Genomic DNA, 15,425 nt, shown 5'->3' with positions numbered 1-15,425 from the left:
ACTGGCACATAAAATCAAAACATAGCGGTCAGGGTTTATCTCTATTCAACGATGTTCGATATCATTAATATTGCGTCATTTATATGCTAAATGTTATCAGTCGTTATTATTTACTAAGTTGGTCACGGCACGTATGTCATTAGTCTCTTCTTTAAAACATAGTATTTTTGTCCGTATTTATGCTGGACTACTCATCGTCTGTTTGTGTGTGGCATTATTTGCTCAACTATTGATGGATACCATCAATAAAGAGCGCGTGCAATCCTACCGTGAAAGCATGGCAACGGGTGCTTTTCATCTGGTCAGCGAAGGAATTGCGCACCAAGACAATGAGATGCAGCGTGAGTACTGGTTGTCTGATGCGAGTAGTTTGTTTGGCGCGACTTTTAGTGTTGTGCCGATTGAAAAAGTCGATTTTAATGCCAGCGAATTGCGACGTTTTGAGAACGGCAATACCGTTGTGCGTTATGTGAGTCAGCCCGTCTACGCAGACGTTTATTATCGTCTACCAGACAGTAAAAGCGTGTTGACCGCTAGAGTTACTCAAGTCACTGAGCAGCAAGTACGTGCCATTGCCGTGTTCCTACTGGATGATTTGTCCTATCATATAACGCTGTCGGATAAGCGTGCTCGCTTGGCTGAATTGGAAGAAAAGTTCTCTTTTCCTTTGGCATTTAAAGCCGTCAATACGCTTGAGTTGGACACAGATCAGATGGCGCGTCTGCGCCGCGATGAAGTGGTCATTTTATTGCAAGACACCAATAGCAGTAAAAGTAACTCATCTATCAAAATCATTGTGCCATCTGAAATCAACGATATGGCGATTCTGATCGGGCCGGTTCCTTTGTTCAATTGGTTCCCGCTTAATCTGATTATCAGTATGATTCTAATTAGTATGTTTTTGATCAGTCTGGGTGTCTATGCGCTTATTTTTCCGCTCGAGCGTAAGTTACAATTGATCCAAGTCGGTGTTAATGAGGTGAGTCAAGGCAACCTTGATATCCAAGTACAAGTCATTGGGCAAGACGAAATTGCACGTCTGTCAGCGACGTTTAATGCCATGACCGCCCATATTAAGCGTTTGATTGAGTCGCAGCGAGAGCTGACGCGCGCGGTATCGCACGAGTTGCGTACGCCGGTGGCTCGTATTCGCTTTGCCGTCGATATGCTGGCCGATACCGATGATGAAGACTCACGTTTTATGCAGCGTGATTATATCGATGAAGACATTGAGTCGCTCAATGGCCTTATTGATGAGATTTTGACCTATGCTAAGCTTGAAGAAGGCTCGCCAAAACTCGACCTAGAGCCAGTGAACCTTAAAGAATTACTCGAACAGATTGAGCGCGAAACCAATGCCTTAGGCAAACCTATAAAAATCGTCGCCAATCTGCCAAATGCCAAAGTAACAGCAGTAGCAGACAGACGATATTTACACCGTGTCATTCAAAATCTTGCGGGTAATGCTTTGCGCTATGCAGAAACGACCATTATTATTAGTGCGGGCGTCAAAAAGGGCAATGCTTTTGTCAGCGTAGAGGACGATGGTCAAGGTATTGCAGAGGCTGATCGCGAAAAAGTGTTTATTCCATTTTCACGCTTAGATGACAGCCGTACACGAGCCTCTGGTGGCTATGGTTTAGGACTGTCTATTGTGTCGCGTATTGCCTTTTGGTTTAATGGCAGTATGAAGGTAGACGAAAGCCGTGATCTTGGCGGTGCTAGATTTGTGATGACATGGCCTATCAAACCTTTGACGCAAGTGCTGGCTGCTGATCAATTAACCCAAGAAAAAAGCGACCGTGATTTTGAGATTAAATAATGCAAGCAGCTATTTTATGTTTGTAAAATTATAAGTATTTTGACCAGCAACAAATAGACTAAGCGCTCAATATATGGTGAACTAAGCTGAGATGCTTTGGTAGCAAACCTGTAATAGCAGGTTTTATAAGTTGGAAAATAGAGGAGGGCAGAGGATGCCGTATTTATTTGGTGGTTTGGTGCTACTGAATGCGTTGACGCTGGGTTATTATTTATTTCTACAGCAGCCAACCACGACTCAAACGCTCAAAGCCGCGCAGGATGAAATTACTCAGCCCTTAGCGTTCACTAATAGTGCTGAGTATATTCCACCGATTATCGGCGTACGAGAATAATTTTTGTTGCCTAAATATTGAAACAGTTAGGGCGTGTTGAACATTGACAAATAGGCACTGCTGATCGCTAAAACTGCTCCAGACAAGGCGTAAAACGACGGTAATGCTAGAGCCTTAACTAGGTTTACAACGCGGTATGGAGCAGTTTTAACATCAGCTCTAATACCAACAAAGGGAGACAGGACTATTTTTTGCCACTTCATTGTTAAAAACAGACGCTTAGAATGACTAAACTTACTATTTTTAACGTCGAACTGTCTAAAAAATAGTATCTGTCAGTGCCATGGTCGAATGTTCAACACGCCCTAAGTTATCACACCAACTTTTAAAGACGATTATGAAATCGTCTTTTGTCAATTTTTTATAGGTCTTTATTAAAGGTAGTATCTGCCCTCGACGTTTTATCTGTATTAGCCGCTAATGTCTGCTCTCCTGCTACCTTGGATAGCAAAGGGATACGCACACAGACTTGTAGTCCGCCTTCAGGATGATTGATTGCCTCAACCGTACCATGATGTAACCGTGCAATACGGTCAACAATCGCCAGACCCAGTCCACTACCTTGGGTGGTACGTGCTGTCTCACCGCGTTCGAAAGGCTGCATGATGCGCTCTAATTGATCTTCTGCTACGCCATCACCACAGTCCCTTACACATATCATCAGCTGCTCTTGAGCTTCTTTATTGACTTCATTTTCAGAGACTACGTCGCTGTCTTCTACTTCAGTTGTTTCTATGAACGTTGGTACGACAGTCGCTGAAAGATAAATAGGCGGCTTGCCATACCGATTGGCATTGTTGACCAGATTAATGACCAAGCGCTTAATAGAGAGAGGTCGCACTGGTACTACTTTGTCACATTCCGATTGATAAATAAATTTCATTGGCGCAAATTGCACCATGATTTCATTAAATATGGTGTCTAAATTGGTCAGGCGCACTGGTTCATCCGAGCCATCTTTCATAAATGAGATGAACTGTTCTAAAATCGCATCCATATCCTCAATATCATAAATCAAACCCTCGCGAAAAAAATCATCCGGTAGCATTTCTGCGGTCAAGCGCATACGAGTCAAAGGCGTGCGCAAATCGTGCGAGATACCCGCAAGCATAATCGTGCGCTCTTTTTGTGCTTGATTGAGTGTGGTAAATAGACGATTGAACGCCATATTTACTTGGCGAATTTCAGTAGGGCCGTTGCGTGTCGGCAAGGTAGTAGCGTGACCAAGGCGAATATAATTGGTCGCCGCACGCTGTAAATAACGTAGCGGACGATTCAATTGCCGGGCTAATAAAATAATGGTCAGCAGCGATAATATAGGCAATCCAATGAGGAATAGTACTAACAATCCTGGACTGTATTGAGAATAATAAACCACGGGTTCACGAATCCAAAAACTGGTGTCACGGCTGTCTTGTACCCAAAGCTGCGGCGTTGGTTTGAATTTAAAATATACCTCAACCGGTCGACCCAACTGTGCCCCGATTTCGTACTGCAATACATCGGTAAAAACTCCCACAAACGCTTTATCTGCTACTCGTGGGAAGTCACTGGGATTGTCGACCACCACCACGTGCGAATGTTGATATATCCACTGCCGTACCTTAGGGTTATCCTGCCAGTCTCTATTGACGCTATTCATCAAACGTAGCTCGCTGGTCAGATAACGCGCATGATTTTTCAGCTCTGGCAAATAAAGACTGCGCCAAAAAAATACAATTGATAAGCCGACACTGATAAGGACAATAAAGGCCACCATCAACGTGGTCAACCAACTGTTCGAATAGGAGCGTGGCAGCCAACCTTTACGAGGTGGTTTGGGGTTTGGGATGATCATATGAGTCCAAGGCGTAGATAAATAATAAAGTGATAGAATAAAGTCGTGTCAAAAAGACCCTAATCAAGCACGTTGCCGACATTGGGTGTTAAAGTCTATTGTAGACTGTTTTTATTAGACCATTATAGAGGGCGGTAGGGTAGCACAATCAAGTAACTACGCTGATGGCTCAAATTTGCATAATTATATTTAGCCATTTTAAGACCGCTAAATGTATCAAGGTGCTAATTGATGACATGCTCTAAGATGACATACCCTAAATAGAATATAGAAAAGTCACCTAACAGTGTTTTAGCGATTTAATAGAATTAAGCGCACAAGAACGGGGCTGCATAATCGTTGACGATTCATAATTTTAATTTACATATAGGTGCATTTAAGCTATTGTTAATAAATAATTAAATAAGCACAGTTTATGTTTTCAATAAAATAAGACTGTGCTATAATTATGCCCTTTTTGGTATACCTGCGAAAGAGAGAATTCACATGGTTGTTATTCGTTTAGCACGGGGCGGTGCCAAGAAACGCCCATTTTATCAAGTAGTTGTTGCTGATCAACGCCGCGCGCGTGACGGTCGCTATATTGAAAACATCGGCTTTTTTAACCCACTCGCTAAAGAGTCTGAAGAAGCAGTACGTTTGAACATGGAAGCGTACAATGCGTGGATCGCTAAAGGTGCACAACCTTCAGATCGCGTTGCTTCATTAGCAAAAGCTTACAACAAGTCTGTAGCTCAAACTGAAGCAACTGCTTAAGTTTAGGTTATTACTGAGACGTTTATAGTCTGACTATGATCTCACTCAGTAGACTTTAGAATACATAGCGTAACTGGTCTCACCAGGGTGCGCCATTAACTGTTTATCGCTTTTGACACAATTGTTTTTGCAATTGCTGTTTTAATCATTGTTAGGTTAGCTGCTATGTCATCTGTTCCAAACGCTAGTGCCCTTATGAAAATTGGTCAGCTCAAAAAGCCTTACGGCATCAAAGGTTGGCTTTGGGTATTCAGTGAGACGGATGATCGCACAGCGATATTCGATATGAAGCCGTGGTGGATGAAAACTGCCACTGGCATGAAACCTTTGACTGTAAAGGCATGGCGTGAGCAAGGAACAGGAATTGTGGCTCAGTTTGAGCAGGTTCCTGATCGTAATGTTGCTGAGACCATGAACGGTGTTACCGTTTGGGTCGAGCAAAACATTCTGCCTGAAACAGCTGAAGACGAATATTATTGGTCGGATTTGGTCAGTCTGCGCGTGATGAACGAGCAGGGTGAATATTTAGGCAATATCACTGAAATGTTTGAAACTGGCGCCCACGCTATCATGCGTGTAACGGCAAATTCAGACAGTTTAGATAAGGAAGAACGCCTGATTCCATGGCACAAGCAAACTGTTGTAGAGGTCAATATAGCCGAAAAAACAGTGCTGGTTACATGGCAAAGTGATTACTAATATAATATCTGGCTTTTTAGCCAAGTGTTATTGGTAGTCATACCGATTGTTTTAGCCACAATGCAAGTAGACATCAGATGTATTTTGCCGTCATTAGTATTTTTCCTGAGATGTTTGCGACGATTCGTGAGTTTGGTATCACGGGACGAGCAGTCACTCAAGAGCAAGTGACGATTGAATGCATTAATCCACGTGATTATACCACTGATAACTATCGCCGTATTGATGAGCGCCCTTATGGTGGCGGTCCTGGGATGGTGATGATGGCTGAGCCATTATCAAAAGCTATCGAGGATGCGCGCCTGCGAGCGAGTCAACATGGCTGCCGTGTCGACAGTGAGCATTGTCCGGTGATTTATATGTCGCCACAAGGACAAACGCTCAGCGAAAGTAGTGTGGTCAATATGACTGAGTACGATGGCATGATTATATTATGTGGTCGTTACGAAGGTATTGATGAGCGCTTACTGGCGCAATACGTCGATATGGAAGTATCGCTGGGTGATTATGTGTTGACTGGTGGCGAGCTGCCAGCAATGGTGATGATGGATAGTGTGATACGTCGTTTGCCAGATATCATGGGTGACGACAAGTCAGCTGAGCAAGACTCGTTCGTCGATGGCTTGCTTGATTGTCCACATTATACTAAACCGCATGATTTTGCGGGTATTGCGGTTCCTGAAGTATTACTATCAGGTCACCATGCCAACATCGCTAAGTGGCGCTTTAGCCAGCAAGTCAGTCGCACGCAAGCGCGTCGTCCAGACTTATGGCAAGCGTTCACACCAACGGTAGCGCAAGCGAAGTGGTTAAAAGCATTGGCAAAAGCAGATAAAAAATAGATTGTTGAAATCTGGTTTTTTTCACATTTGATAAACGGTTAAGAAATAAAATTTTGAGCACTAATAAAACGAGTCATCGCATAGTGGCCGTTGGTTATAACCCATTTACGTTGTGTCTCACTATAAAGAGATGCGATTAATTATTACAAACAGGTGATATGCGTTAAGCCTCTATTATCTAATGTGAGGAGATAACTCTCATGAGCAACAAGCATCCATTGGTTCAGGTCATCGAAAACGCTCAATTGCTTGAGCGCCCAAACTTTGCACCCGGCGATACCGTTGTGGTTCAAGTAAAAGTACGTGAAGGTGAGCGTGAGCGTTTACAGGCTTTTGAAGGCGTTGTAATTGCTAAGCGTAACCGCGGTCTAAACTCAGCATTTACCGTTCGTAAAATCTCAAGCGGTATCGGTGTTGAGCGTGCATTCCAGCTGCATTCACCAATCATTGAAAGCATCGAAGTGAAACGCCGTGGTGCGGTTCGTCGTGCGAAACTATACTACTTACGTGAACGCTCTGGTAAATCAGCCCGTATCCGCGAAAAACTTGGTGCTCGTCCAGTTGCTAAGAAAAAAACTAGCGCTGGCGTACCTGATGCAGTTGATACTGCACCTGGTATTTAAGCACAAGTTTGCCATGCCTATTTAGCCGTATGACTGTACGGTTAATGATAGGTAAGGCGAGAGTAGATACAAGCCCTTATTCATAGGTTTATTTATAAATAAGCGGGCCATACCAAAAAAGACGGAACCCCAATCTATGCGAAAGCTAGGTTGGGGTTTTTGTATGTGTGGTCTTAAATTTGAATTGAAAATGACATGTTCAGTACGCTTTAACCTTCATCATCAAAATTATCTATACGACTACTTTGGTCTTTAGATTTGCTGTACTTACGCAGTCGGATGTAGATAGTTTTGATGACAGTGGCGATCAGTTTTTGCTGATCATCGAAGATATCGGCCTGATATTCACGAAAGACCGCATCACCATCTTTGGCCAGTTCTTGAATAGTGATGATTTCAGCACTGGGGATTTTCATCCGAGTGATCACTTTACTGTTACCCGGCGCGACAAAGTCGATATGTGAGCTTTTGTCCCATACAACATAGCTGCTACCTAACTGGTGCATGAGCATAATCATATAAAATGGATCAACCATCGAATATAAACTACCACCAAACTGAGTGCCGACGATATTTTTGTTCAAAGCATTAAGTCCCATACTGACAACGCACAGACCTTGATCCAGATTGATATGATCGATTTTGATACCTGCACCGACATAAGGCGCATAGGTATTGATGCGTAGCTTAAGTAAATGTGGTGTCAGTAATGGCATGATGCTTTGTTTAGCCCGACGTTTTAATGTCTCAAAATTGGATGGTAGTAAACGCATGAACTTATCCTGTTATTGCTTCTAAGTTTTTCTATTTGCTTTAATACAGCTGATTATTTAAAAGATATTTGTATTGAGCATAATCATTAGGGGGTATTTATCATAAGTAAAAAACACCAAGACCGCTAGCCTTAAAGCGTAACTGACATGGATTTTCTATGGTTACTTTAAAGTTACCATAACCTATTTAGTATAATTATCTTTAGTATTTAGTTATGTGATAAAAAATGTCCAGATATAGATGATTGTTAAGAAAAAGATCATTTATTTTAATTTAAAGCCTATATTAGATGTGTTTTTTCCTCATGGTTTCCTATTAAGTTCAATGTCGTGCTAAATAGAAACTTTAATTTATATATTATAATGAGATATACAGTATCTTTAAATGGTTCTAAGTTCGCATTTCAAGTTCTCATGTCATACAATAGCCTGCAATTTTTAATGAACGCTTTAGTCACATAAAGTTTCACTATTAAATTATCAGTTAACCAAAGCCTCAGTCGACACAAGGAAATGTGATGAGTAACACTCAGATCCCTTCTCCAGGGTCTAATCAACAGCCGTCAAACCCGTCAGATTACGACACAGAGTCATCAGGTAGCTATGTCGATTTGCACAAGCCAAGTTCAAGCTTTGATAGTCGTGATGATTATCTGAATCATGAATTGCAAATCATGCAGCCCAAACGCTGGCGTCCCAATTTACCGTTTCGTGATTATCGCTTTGAATACGAAGACACTATTCCTGCAATGGCCGCAACGATTGGCAAAGTGGTTATGGTAGGTGCGATTGCTGCAACATTTGCAGGTCCACTTGGTTTGGGCGATGCGTTTGTTTTAGAAAACGTTCGTTATGAGCTATTAATTGTTTCATTTTTTATTATCTTATTTTCAGGCTTTCTGCTCCCGACAGCCAACCTCGCAGGTACTCACGGCCCCCTTATTCCCCTTATTCCTATTGTTGTAGCTGCTGGTGGCCACCCAATGGCGTTTGGTCTGCTCATCGGTGCTTTCGGCTTACTGCTTGCTATTAGCAAAGGGGGAAGCTTGCTGGCCAATTTAACCAGTAAAGGTGTGTGCGGTGGCCTCTTGATTTACTTAGGGTTTATCGGAACGACCTCACAGGTTAAAAACTTGTTTGCATGGTCAGAGAGTATCGGCATGTCGCATATTGCCTTTTTTATTATTCTGGCTACTATCCTGTTATATGCATTACTTGAGCACTGGCAAAAACGCTGGCTCGCTGTACCGCTAAGCTGTGTCTTAGGTGGTGGTCTTGCCTTTGCATTGGGCGCGCCCTTTGAATTTAAAACCGCACCAGGTCTGCCGAATATGAACCCGATGTATTGGTGGGGTGAAAATACTGGTTGGATGCTAGGATTACCGACAGTTGAGAGCTTTATTATTGTACTGCCATTTGCTATTTTGGCAGTTGCTATGTGGTCACCAGATTTTTTAGGCCATCAGGTCTTTCAAAAAATCAGCTATCCTAAACGTACTGAAAAGGTACTCATGGATATCGATGACACAATGACCAGTGCCTCATTTCGTCAGGTCGTCGGCTCTGTATTGGGCGGTGCTAACTTTGCGTCATCGTGGGGCACCTATATTGTCCCAGCAGCGATTGCCAAACGTCCGATACCTGCCGGTGCCTTATTGACGGCATTGTTCTGTATTATCGCAGGGGTTTGGGGCTATCCAATGGATTTGGCCATCTGGCAGCCAGTGATGTGTGTGGCATTGATCGTTGGGGTATTTATCCCACTGCTTGAAGCTGGCATGGAGATGACTCGCGAAGGAAAAACCACGCAGTCTGCTGCGATTGTGGTGTTTGCTTCCGCACTGGTAAATCCTGCTTTTGGTTGGTCACTCACATTGTTGCTCGATAACTTGGGCTTGATTGGCTCTAAAGAACGTAGTGCCAATTTGACTAAAATGAGCCGCTGGATCATACCGGGTATTATGTTTGTGGTATTGACTGGCGTGATGGCTATCGTTGGTATGTTGCCAGGCATCCCAGCTTTAATGGCTAACTTCCGTCATTAGTAGTATGTTGCTGAATAAACGATAATAGAACAAACTAAGTCAGCGAAAGCTGGCTTTTTTTTGGGTGATCCTATGATAATAATTAGCTTGTAAAACAATGACTCCCGCCCCATAACTAGCAGTATTATAAGACTTTTAAGAGCAATGAATTCTATGGTTAATGTCTCAGAATCGAGCCCTATCGATGATAAAAAAGCCCGTCTTAAGCATTTAATTCAGCGCCTACCAAATTTGCCAGGCGTGTATAAAATGCTGGGGAAAAACGGTGATATTTTATACGTTGGCAAGGCTAAATCACTGAAAAGCCGCGTAAACAGCTACTTTGCAAAGACGATCGATCATCCAAAGACACGAGCATTAGTGGCGCGAATTCATAATATTGAGACCATCATCACACGCAGTGAGACAGAAGCACTATTGCTCGAGCAAAACCTGATTAAAGAATATCGTCCTCCTTATAATGTGTTGCTACGGGATGATAAATCTTACCTCTATGTGTTTATCTCAGCCGACAAGCCTTATCCAAGATTGGCGTATGGTCGCGGCAAAGGCAATCATCAAAAAGGTCGATTCTTTGGGCCTTTTCCATCTGCTCATGCAGCAAAAGAGACACTGGTGCTGATGCAAAAAATGTTTCAAATGCGTCAATGTACCAATACCTTTTTTAAGCAGCGTAAACGTCCTTGTCTTGAGTATCAAATTAAACGCTGCCGTGCGCCCTGTGTCGGCTTGGTATCAGCAGAAGAGTATGCAGAAGATGTCAACAATACGATTCGATTTTTAAAGGGTGACTCTAGCGATATTCATACGACTCTAATTGAAAAAATGGAAGCGTCAGCTGAAGAGTTAGACTTTGAGAAAGCGGTCTTTTATCGCGATCAGCTCTCTATGCTGCGTGAAGTGCAGGCCAAGCAAGCTGTCTATACCGTACAAGGCGAGGCCGATGTGATTGCGATTGCCAGTCAGGCAGGCATGACGTGTGTCAACGTACTGACCGTACGTGGCGGGCGCGTACTGGGTGGTAAAAATTACTTCCCTGATGTCGACAGCAGTGAATCGCTCGCAGATAATTTATCTGCTTTTATTACTTCTTTCTATTTTCAAGTAACCGATGACTTGCCCGCAGAAATCATGCTAACTCATGAGTTACCGGATCAAGTGGCAGTGAGTGAAGCCTTGGCGACGCATTTTGGTAGTAAAGTTATCATCAAAACTAATGTACGTGAACATCGTGCAGAGTGGCTGGATTTGGCAAAACTGAACACTAATAACGCGCTAAAAACCAAGCTGGGCGATTATTTAGAATTGCATGCGCGCTTTGGTGCATTAAAAGATGTATTGGCAGATGTCACCGATCGAACCATTGATCGGATTGAGTGTTTTGATATCTCGCATACGATGGGTGAAGCGACCATTGGTAGCTGTGTGGTATTTGACCCAGGTGGCTCGCGTCGCCGTGATTATCGTCAGTATGCTATCCATGACATCGTAGGCGGTGATGACTATGCAGCGATGAAACAAGTGCTGACACGGCGTTATAAGAAGCAGCCGTTGCCTGACTTGTTGCTTATTGATGGTGGTAAAGGTCAGCTTGGTATTGCTAAAGAAGTATTAACTGAGTTGGGTATTCTTGGTGATACTTTGCTCATTAGTGTGGCAAAAGGGGAAGGGCGCAAGGCTGGGCTTGAAGTATTGCACTTTATTGACCATGAGCCACTTGATTTACCAATGGATAGTAAAGCGCTGCATTTATTAATGCATATCCGCGATGAGGCACATCGTTTTGCGATCACTGCGCACCGTAAAAAACGCGATAAACGTCGTTCATCGTCGGTGTTAGAAGTCATACCGGGGCTGGGTGAAAAGCGCCGCCGTGACTTGCTCAATCACTTTGGCGGTATGCAGCAATTGCTTGGCGCCTCCCAACAAGAGCTGTCTGGAGTGCAAGGTATTGGTCCGGTATTAGCAAAAACCGTTTATAAAGTGTTGCATGAGTAGTTTTATTGATTGTAAAAAAGGGCGTCCTAGAAATATCTAAGACAGCCCTTTTTTCAATCATTTTTAATGAGCAGGTGACAGTTATTCAGCAGCTTTTACTTTATAAGTCACAAATTTAAAGTCCAACGTACTCTTGTCATCGTGCATCTGCTCAGACTCTTCTGCTGCTTCAAATTCACTTGGCAATTCAGGATAAAAAGCCTCACCATCAGCAATTTCGGTATCTACATGGGTCAGCTCAATACGATCGGTATACATCATCGCCTCTTTAAACACGCGTTCACCGCCAATCACCCAAATCGTATCCAAATGTGCGCCATGCGCCAGACTGGCTGCTTGTGTGAGAGCATCATCTAGGTTATGCGTAACATAAGCATTGGTCTTACCGACAAGGCCTTTTTGTTCAGCATAATCCATCTGAGTGCTGATGATAAAGCTGACTCGATTTGGCAACGGTTTACTGCCCATCGATTCAAAGGTCTTACGGCCCATAATGACGATACCTTTAATAGCACCATCACTATCTTTGGTCGTCATCTTTTTGAAATGCTGCAAGTCCGCTGAGATGTGCCACGGCAGCGCATTGTCTTTACCGATACAGCGATTACTACTGATAGCAGCGATTTGGGCGACTTCGGTGTGGGCATAACTCATAACGTATCCTTTTTATTATCTTTTACAATGCTAATCTTATTTGAATCAGTCAATCAGACAGATGCTATACCGCAACTTTTGCTTTGATAGCGGGATGGGATTCATAACCTTCAACGCTAATATCGTCATAATTGAAGGCAAAAATGTCATTGACCTCAGGGTTAAGCGTCAACGTTGGCAGTGTATATAGCGAACGCGTCAACTGTAACTCAACCTGCTCACGATGGTTTTGATAGATATGGCAATCACCACCTGTCCAGATGAATTGGCCTACTTCTAGACCACATATTTGCGCGACCATATGGGTGAGCAAGGCATAGCTGGCAATATTAAATGGCACACCTAGAAATAAATCTGCTGAGCGCTGATAGAGCTGGCACGACAGTTTATTGTCCGCGACAAAGAATTGAAACATGGTATGACAAGGCGGTAAGGCAACTTGATCTGCTTCGCCAGGGTTCCAACCAGACACAATCAAACGGCGTGAATTAGGGTTGGTTTTTATTTGTTCGATAACTTGGGTGATTTGATCGACACCATCCGCATGGTAATTGCCGTCTTCATCTTTGGTTGCGCCATAATTGCGCCATTGATGACCATAGACAGGCCCTAAATCACCAGCAGGACGATTAAAGCGAGCCGTCTGCTCTGCAGTAGCCCATTCATTCCAAATGCGTACGCCATTGGCTTGTAAATAGTCAACGTGAGTACTACCACTTAAAAACCAAAATAGCTCATAGGTGATGGATTTAAAATGGACTTTTTTGGTGGTCAATAGCGGAAACCCTGACGCTAAGTCAAAGCGTAGCTGCGCACCAAAGTGGCTGAGCGTACCAGTGCCAGTACGATCACCTTTTTCAGTGCCTGTGGTCAAAACGTGTTTGAGCAAGTCTAAATAGCCCTGCTCATTATTGTTATTGATCATAAAAATACTCTTTTGCATTATTAAAATGCATTGTCAAAACCGATACTCGACTAAAAATACTGCTTAATAAGCAGCTTGCTTACCCCAGTCATAGATGCCGCGTTTGTAGGCATAAATTAACAAGACAAAGCCAATGATTATCATCGGTGCGCTTAGTATTTGCCCTTTGGTCATCCAGCCTAACAAAATGAATCCTTGGTCGATGTCTGGCTGACGAAAGAATTCAATAATGAAACGGCTAAAGCCATAACCCAACATGAAAATACCTGTCGCTGCCATACGAGGGCGTGGTTTCGATGAATACCACCATAAGAATAAGAATAGCAATAGACCTTCAGCAAGCGCTTCATATAGCTGTGAAGGATGACGAGGTAACAGATACTGACCATTGACTTCGGTCATTAGCTCTTGCAGCTCAGGATTGGTCTGTAACTGCTGCATATCGAAAGACGCGGCTTGCGGGAAGTACGTCAACCAATTATAGCCGCCGTCAGAGACACGGCCCCACAGCTCACCATTGATATAGTTGCCAATGCGCCCAAACAATAAACCCGTCGGTACGCACGGCACGACAAAATCCAGTACTTGGAATGGTGTCTTTTTATACTTACGAGCAAAATATAGCATACCAAGCATGACGCCGATCAAGCCGCCATGGAATGACATACCGCCTTCCCAGACTTTGAAGAGATAGGCAGGGTTTTGTAGCAATTCACCAAACTGATAGAACAAGACATAGCCGACACGGCCGCCCAAAATGACGCCGAGTGCACCAAAAAATACTAAGTCAGAGACCATATCAGTGGTCCAATTATCGCGTTTGCTGCTGCGATACCATGCCAGACCGAAAGCGGTGGCAAATGCCAGTAAATACATCAGCCCATACCAATGGACTTCGACGGGTCCAATTGCTAATGCTACAGGATCGTACTGAGGATGAATCATCATAAGGGCATCATAATATTGATAATAAAGTGCTGACTATAATAGCAAAATTCGTCCCTTGCGAATACTATGATGAGTAAATGGATGATTGAATGAATAGCAAAGCGATAAAAAAACCGATAAGATGAAAAAATCGCATTAATTTCTGAGGAATCATCATGCATCTACATTTATCAACGCCACCGCTTTTGAGTGACAAAAATCAGAAATAACGGCTGATGAGATCTGATTAGCAAATAAAACCTTAAACGACATCTTTTACCTTTGCTAACAAGTACTTGTACAACAGAAAATTATTATAAAAGGAATGCTATGTGTATTGTCGCCATTGCTTGGCAGTTATTTGATGAGTTGCCATTGGTATTATTGTCTAATCGTGATGAGTTTTTGCAGCGTCCAACTGAGCCGCTACATCAATGGTCTGATCAGCCTATTTATGCTGGCCGTGATAAGCAAAGCGGTGGTACATGGCTAGGTATTCATCAAGAAAAAAAGACAGAATATCATGAGCAGAATGGACGTTGGGCTGCGGTATTGAACTTTCGTGATGGTGTGCAGGCAAGCAGTGATGAGCGCTCACGTGGTGCGCTCGTGACAGAGTTTTTAACAGGAGATTTAAGCCCGATGGATTTTGCCCGAAGTATTAATCTGCAAGATTATGCTGGGTTCAATCTTATTATTGGTGATACGGCACAAGCCGTCATCGTTAATAATCGCGGTCATGCACCCACACCATTACATGCAGGACTTCATGTCATCTCTAATGGTCAGCCGGAGGAAAGTTGGTTTAAAACAGAGCGTCTACGTGGCAGGCTGCGGCAAGAAGTGCTACCCTTGATTGCTGAGGACAGCTCGCCTAAGTACTGGCAAGAGGCTGCTTTTACTGTATTGTCAGATAATACGAAAGCACCAGTGGACCAACTACCAGAGACGGGTATGAGCATTGAGATTGAGCAGACCTTGTCTTCCGTTTATATCGAGCCTGTTGCTTTTGGCAATGCTGAAACCAGCAAACCCACTTACGGAACACGGACTCAAAGTATTTTAACCTTACGCCAAAATAGGGCATCAGACAAACAAACTACTGCTGAACTTATCAGCCATAAATACAATCATCCTGCAAATCCCAAATAAAAATGCCCACATTAATATCTACGTTTTTTAGATATCAA

Annotated in this window: 14 protein-coding genes; 9 read left to right on the top strand and 5 right to left on the bottom strand. The window is 43.2% G+C overall.

The features are described 5' to 3' along the window. The first annotated feature begins 133 nt into the window (after positions 1-133). Together AAEY72_RS12475 and AAEY72_RS12470 are read left to right on the top strand one after the other, a co-directional pair. Positions 134-1,822: an ATP-binding protein gene (locus AAEY72_RS12475; RefSeq protein WP_352310714.1), complete on the top strand. Its 1,689-nt coding sequence runs from the start codon at positions 134-136 to the stop codon at positions 1,820-1,822. Between the two features lie 154 nt (positions 1,823-1,976). After that, the gene (locus AAEY72_RS12470; protein WP_026037138.1) at positions 1,977-2,156 is read left to right on the top strand and encodes a hypothetical protein; all 180 of its coding nucleotides are present in this window, start codon (positions 1,977-1,979) and stop codon (positions 2,154-2,156) included. A 361-nt stretch (positions 2,157-2,517) separates the two neighbouring features. On the opposite strand, the gene AAEY72_RS12465 is transcribed toward AAEY72_RS12470, so the two are convergent. Beyond that, entirely contained in the window at positions 2,518-3,993 is a 1,476-nt protein-coding gene (locus AAEY72_RS12465) for an ATP-binding protein (protein WP_352310713.1), read from the bottom strand. 486 nt (positions 3,994-4,479) lie between these two features. On the opposite strand from AAEY72_RS12465, the gene rpsP reads away from it, so the two are divergent. From rpsP to rplS, 4 genes are all read left to right on the top strand, one after another. Then, a complete protein-coding gene (rpsP, locus tag AAEY72_RS12460) occupies positions 4,480-4,749 on the top strand; it encodes a 30S ribosomal protein S16 (RefSeq protein WP_010197931.1) in 270 nt (89 codons plus the stop codon). 165 nt (positions 4,750-4,914) lie between these two features. Further along, positions 4,915-5,448, top strand: a complete 534-nt coding sequence (gene rimM, locus AAEY72_RS12455) for a ribosome maturation factor RimM (protein WP_010197930.1) — start codon at positions 4,915-4,917, stop codon at positions 5,446-5,448. A 77-nt stretch (positions 5,449-5,525) separates the two neighbouring features. After that, positions 5,526-6,290, top strand: coding sequence for a tRNA (guanosine(37)-N1)-methyltransferase TrmD (gene trmD / locus AAEY72_RS12450; protein ID WP_352310712.1), 765 nt, complete (start codon positions 5,526-5,528; stop codon positions 6,288-6,290). 200 nt (positions 6,291-6,490) lie between these two features. Continuing rightward, positions 6,491-6,913: a 50S ribosomal protein L19 gene (gene rplS, locus AAEY72_RS12445; RefSeq protein WP_010197927.1), complete on the top strand. Its 423-nt coding sequence runs from the start codon at positions 6,491-6,493 to the stop codon at positions 6,911-6,913. Positions 6,914-7,122: 209 nt separating this feature from the next. Here the strand turns inward: rplS and AAEY72_RS12440 are convergent, their stop codons facing one another. Beyond that, complete coding sequence (locus AAEY72_RS12440) at positions 7,123-7,686, bottom strand: DUF4442 domain-containing protein (protein WP_352310711.1); 564 nt, start codon at positions 7,684-7,686, stop codon at positions 7,123-7,125. A 518-nt stretch (positions 7,687-8,204) separates the two neighbouring features. Between AAEY72_RS12440 and AAEY72_RS12435 the strand changes: the two genes are divergently transcribed. Continuing rightward, complete coding sequence (locus AAEY72_RS12435; RefSeq protein WP_010197923.1) at positions 8,205-9,731, top strand: DUF3360 family protein; 1,527 nt, start codon at positions 8,205-8,207, stop codon at positions 9,729-9,731. A 153-nt stretch (positions 9,732-9,884) separates the two neighbouring features. After that, a complete protein-coding gene (gene uvrC, locus AAEY72_RS12430) occupies positions 9,885-11,729 on the top strand; it encodes an excinuclease ABC subunit UvrC (protein ID WP_352310721.1) in 1,845 nt (614 codons plus the stop codon). A gap of 81 nt (positions 11,730-11,810) precedes the next feature. Here uvrC and AAEY72_RS12425 read toward each other — a convergent pair whose 3' ends face one another. The 3 genes from AAEY72_RS12425 to lgt form a co-directional block, all read right to left on the bottom strand. Continuing rightward, positions 11,811-12,383, bottom strand: a complete 573-nt coding sequence (locus tag AAEY72_RS12425; RefSeq protein ID WP_194620928.1) for a dihydrofolate reductase — start codon at positions 12,381-12,383, stop codon at positions 11,811-11,813. 64 nt (positions 12,384-12,447) lie between these two features. After that, entirely contained in the window at positions 12,448-13,308 is an 861-nt protein-coding gene (locus AAEY72_RS12420) for a thymidylate synthase (protein ID WP_194620926.1), read from the bottom strand. Between the two features lie 63 nt (positions 13,309-13,371). Continuing rightward, positions 13,372-14,256, bottom strand: coding sequence for a prolipoprotein diacylglyceryl transferase (gene lgt / locus AAEY72_RS12415; RefSeq protein WP_194620924.1), 885 nt, complete (start codon positions 14,254-14,256; stop codon positions 13,372-13,374). A gap of 309 nt (positions 14,257-14,565) precedes the next feature. Here lgt and AAEY72_RS12410 point away from each other — a divergent pair, with 309 nt between their 5' ends. Then, positions 14,566-15,387 carry an NRDE family protein gene (locus tag AAEY72_RS12410; RefSeq protein WP_352310710.1) on the top strand — a complete coding sequence of 274 codons (822 nt, stop codon included), beginning with the start codon at positions 14,566-14,568 and terminating at the stop codon, positions 15,385-15,387. Positions 15,388-15,425: the final 38 nt, after the last annotated feature.

Origin of the sequence: Psychrobacter sp. W2-37-MNA-CIBAN-0211 (assembly GCF_040309405.1) — a bacterium.
Lineage (GTDB): Bacteria > Pseudomonadota > Gammaproteobacteria > Pseudomonadales > Moraxellaceae > Psychrobacter > Psychrobacter glaciei.
Note: the sequence above shows the minus strand (reverse complement) of the source record. Positions and strands in the feature narration are given on the sequence as shown.

What these genes read in the sequence shown, in the direction of transcription:
- AAEY72_RS12475 (WP_352310714.1), top strand. Translation starts at nt 134, where the DNA reads ATGTCATTAGTCTCTTCTTTAAAACATAGTATTTTTGTCCGTATTTAT.
- AAEY72_RS12470 (WP_026037138.1), top strand. Translation starts at nt 1,977, where the DNA reads ATGCCGTATTTATTTGGTGGTTTGGTGCTACTGAATGCGTTGACGCTG.
- AAEY72_RS12465 (WP_352310713.1), bottom strand. Translation starts at nt 3,993, where the DNA reads ATGATCATCCCAAACCCCAAACCACCTCGTAAAGGTTGGCTGCCACGC.
- rpsP (WP_010197931.1), top strand. Translation starts at nt 4,480, where the DNA reads ATGGTTGTTATTCGTTTAGCACGGGGCGGTGCCAAGAAACGCCCATTT.
- rimM (WP_010197930.1), top strand. Translation starts at nt 4,915, where the DNA reads ATGTCATCTGTTCCAAACGCTAGTGCCCTTATGAAAATTGGTCAGCTC.
- trmD (WP_352310712.1), top strand. Translation starts at nt 5,526, where the DNA reads ATGTATTTTGCCGTCATTAGTATTTTTCCTGAGATGTTTGCGACGATT.
- rplS (WP_010197927.1), top strand. Translation starts at nt 6,491, where the DNA reads ATGAGCAACAAGCATCCATTGGTTCAGGTCATCGAAAACGCTCAATTG.
- AAEY72_RS12440 (WP_352310711.1), bottom strand. Translation starts at nt 7,686, where the DNA reads ATGCGTTTACTACCATCCAATTTTGAGACATTAAAACGTCGGGCTAAA.
- AAEY72_RS12435 (WP_010197923.1), top strand. Translation starts at nt 8,205, where the DNA reads ATGAGTAACACTCAGATCCCTTCTCCAGGGTCTAATCAACAGCCGTCA.
- uvrC (WP_352310721.1), top strand. Translation starts at nt 9,885, where the DNA reads ATGGTTAATGTCTCAGAATCGAGCCCTATCGATGATAAAAAAGCCCGT.
- AAEY72_RS12425 (WP_194620928.1), bottom strand. Translation starts at nt 12,383, where the DNA reads ATGAGTTATGCCCACACCGAAGTCGCCCAAATCGCTGCTATCAGTAGT.
- AAEY72_RS12420 (WP_194620926.1), bottom strand. Translation starts at nt 13,308, where the DNA reads ATGATCAATAACAATAATGAGCAGGGCTATTTAGACTTGCTCAAACAC.
- lgt (WP_194620924.1), bottom strand. Translation starts at nt 14,256, where the DNA reads ATGATGATTCATCCTCAGTACGATCCTGTAGCATTAGCAATTGGACCC.
- AAEY72_RS12410 (WP_352310710.1), top strand. Translation starts at nt 14,566, where the DNA reads ATGTGTATTGTCGCCATTGCTTGGCAGTTATTTGATGAGTTGCCATTG.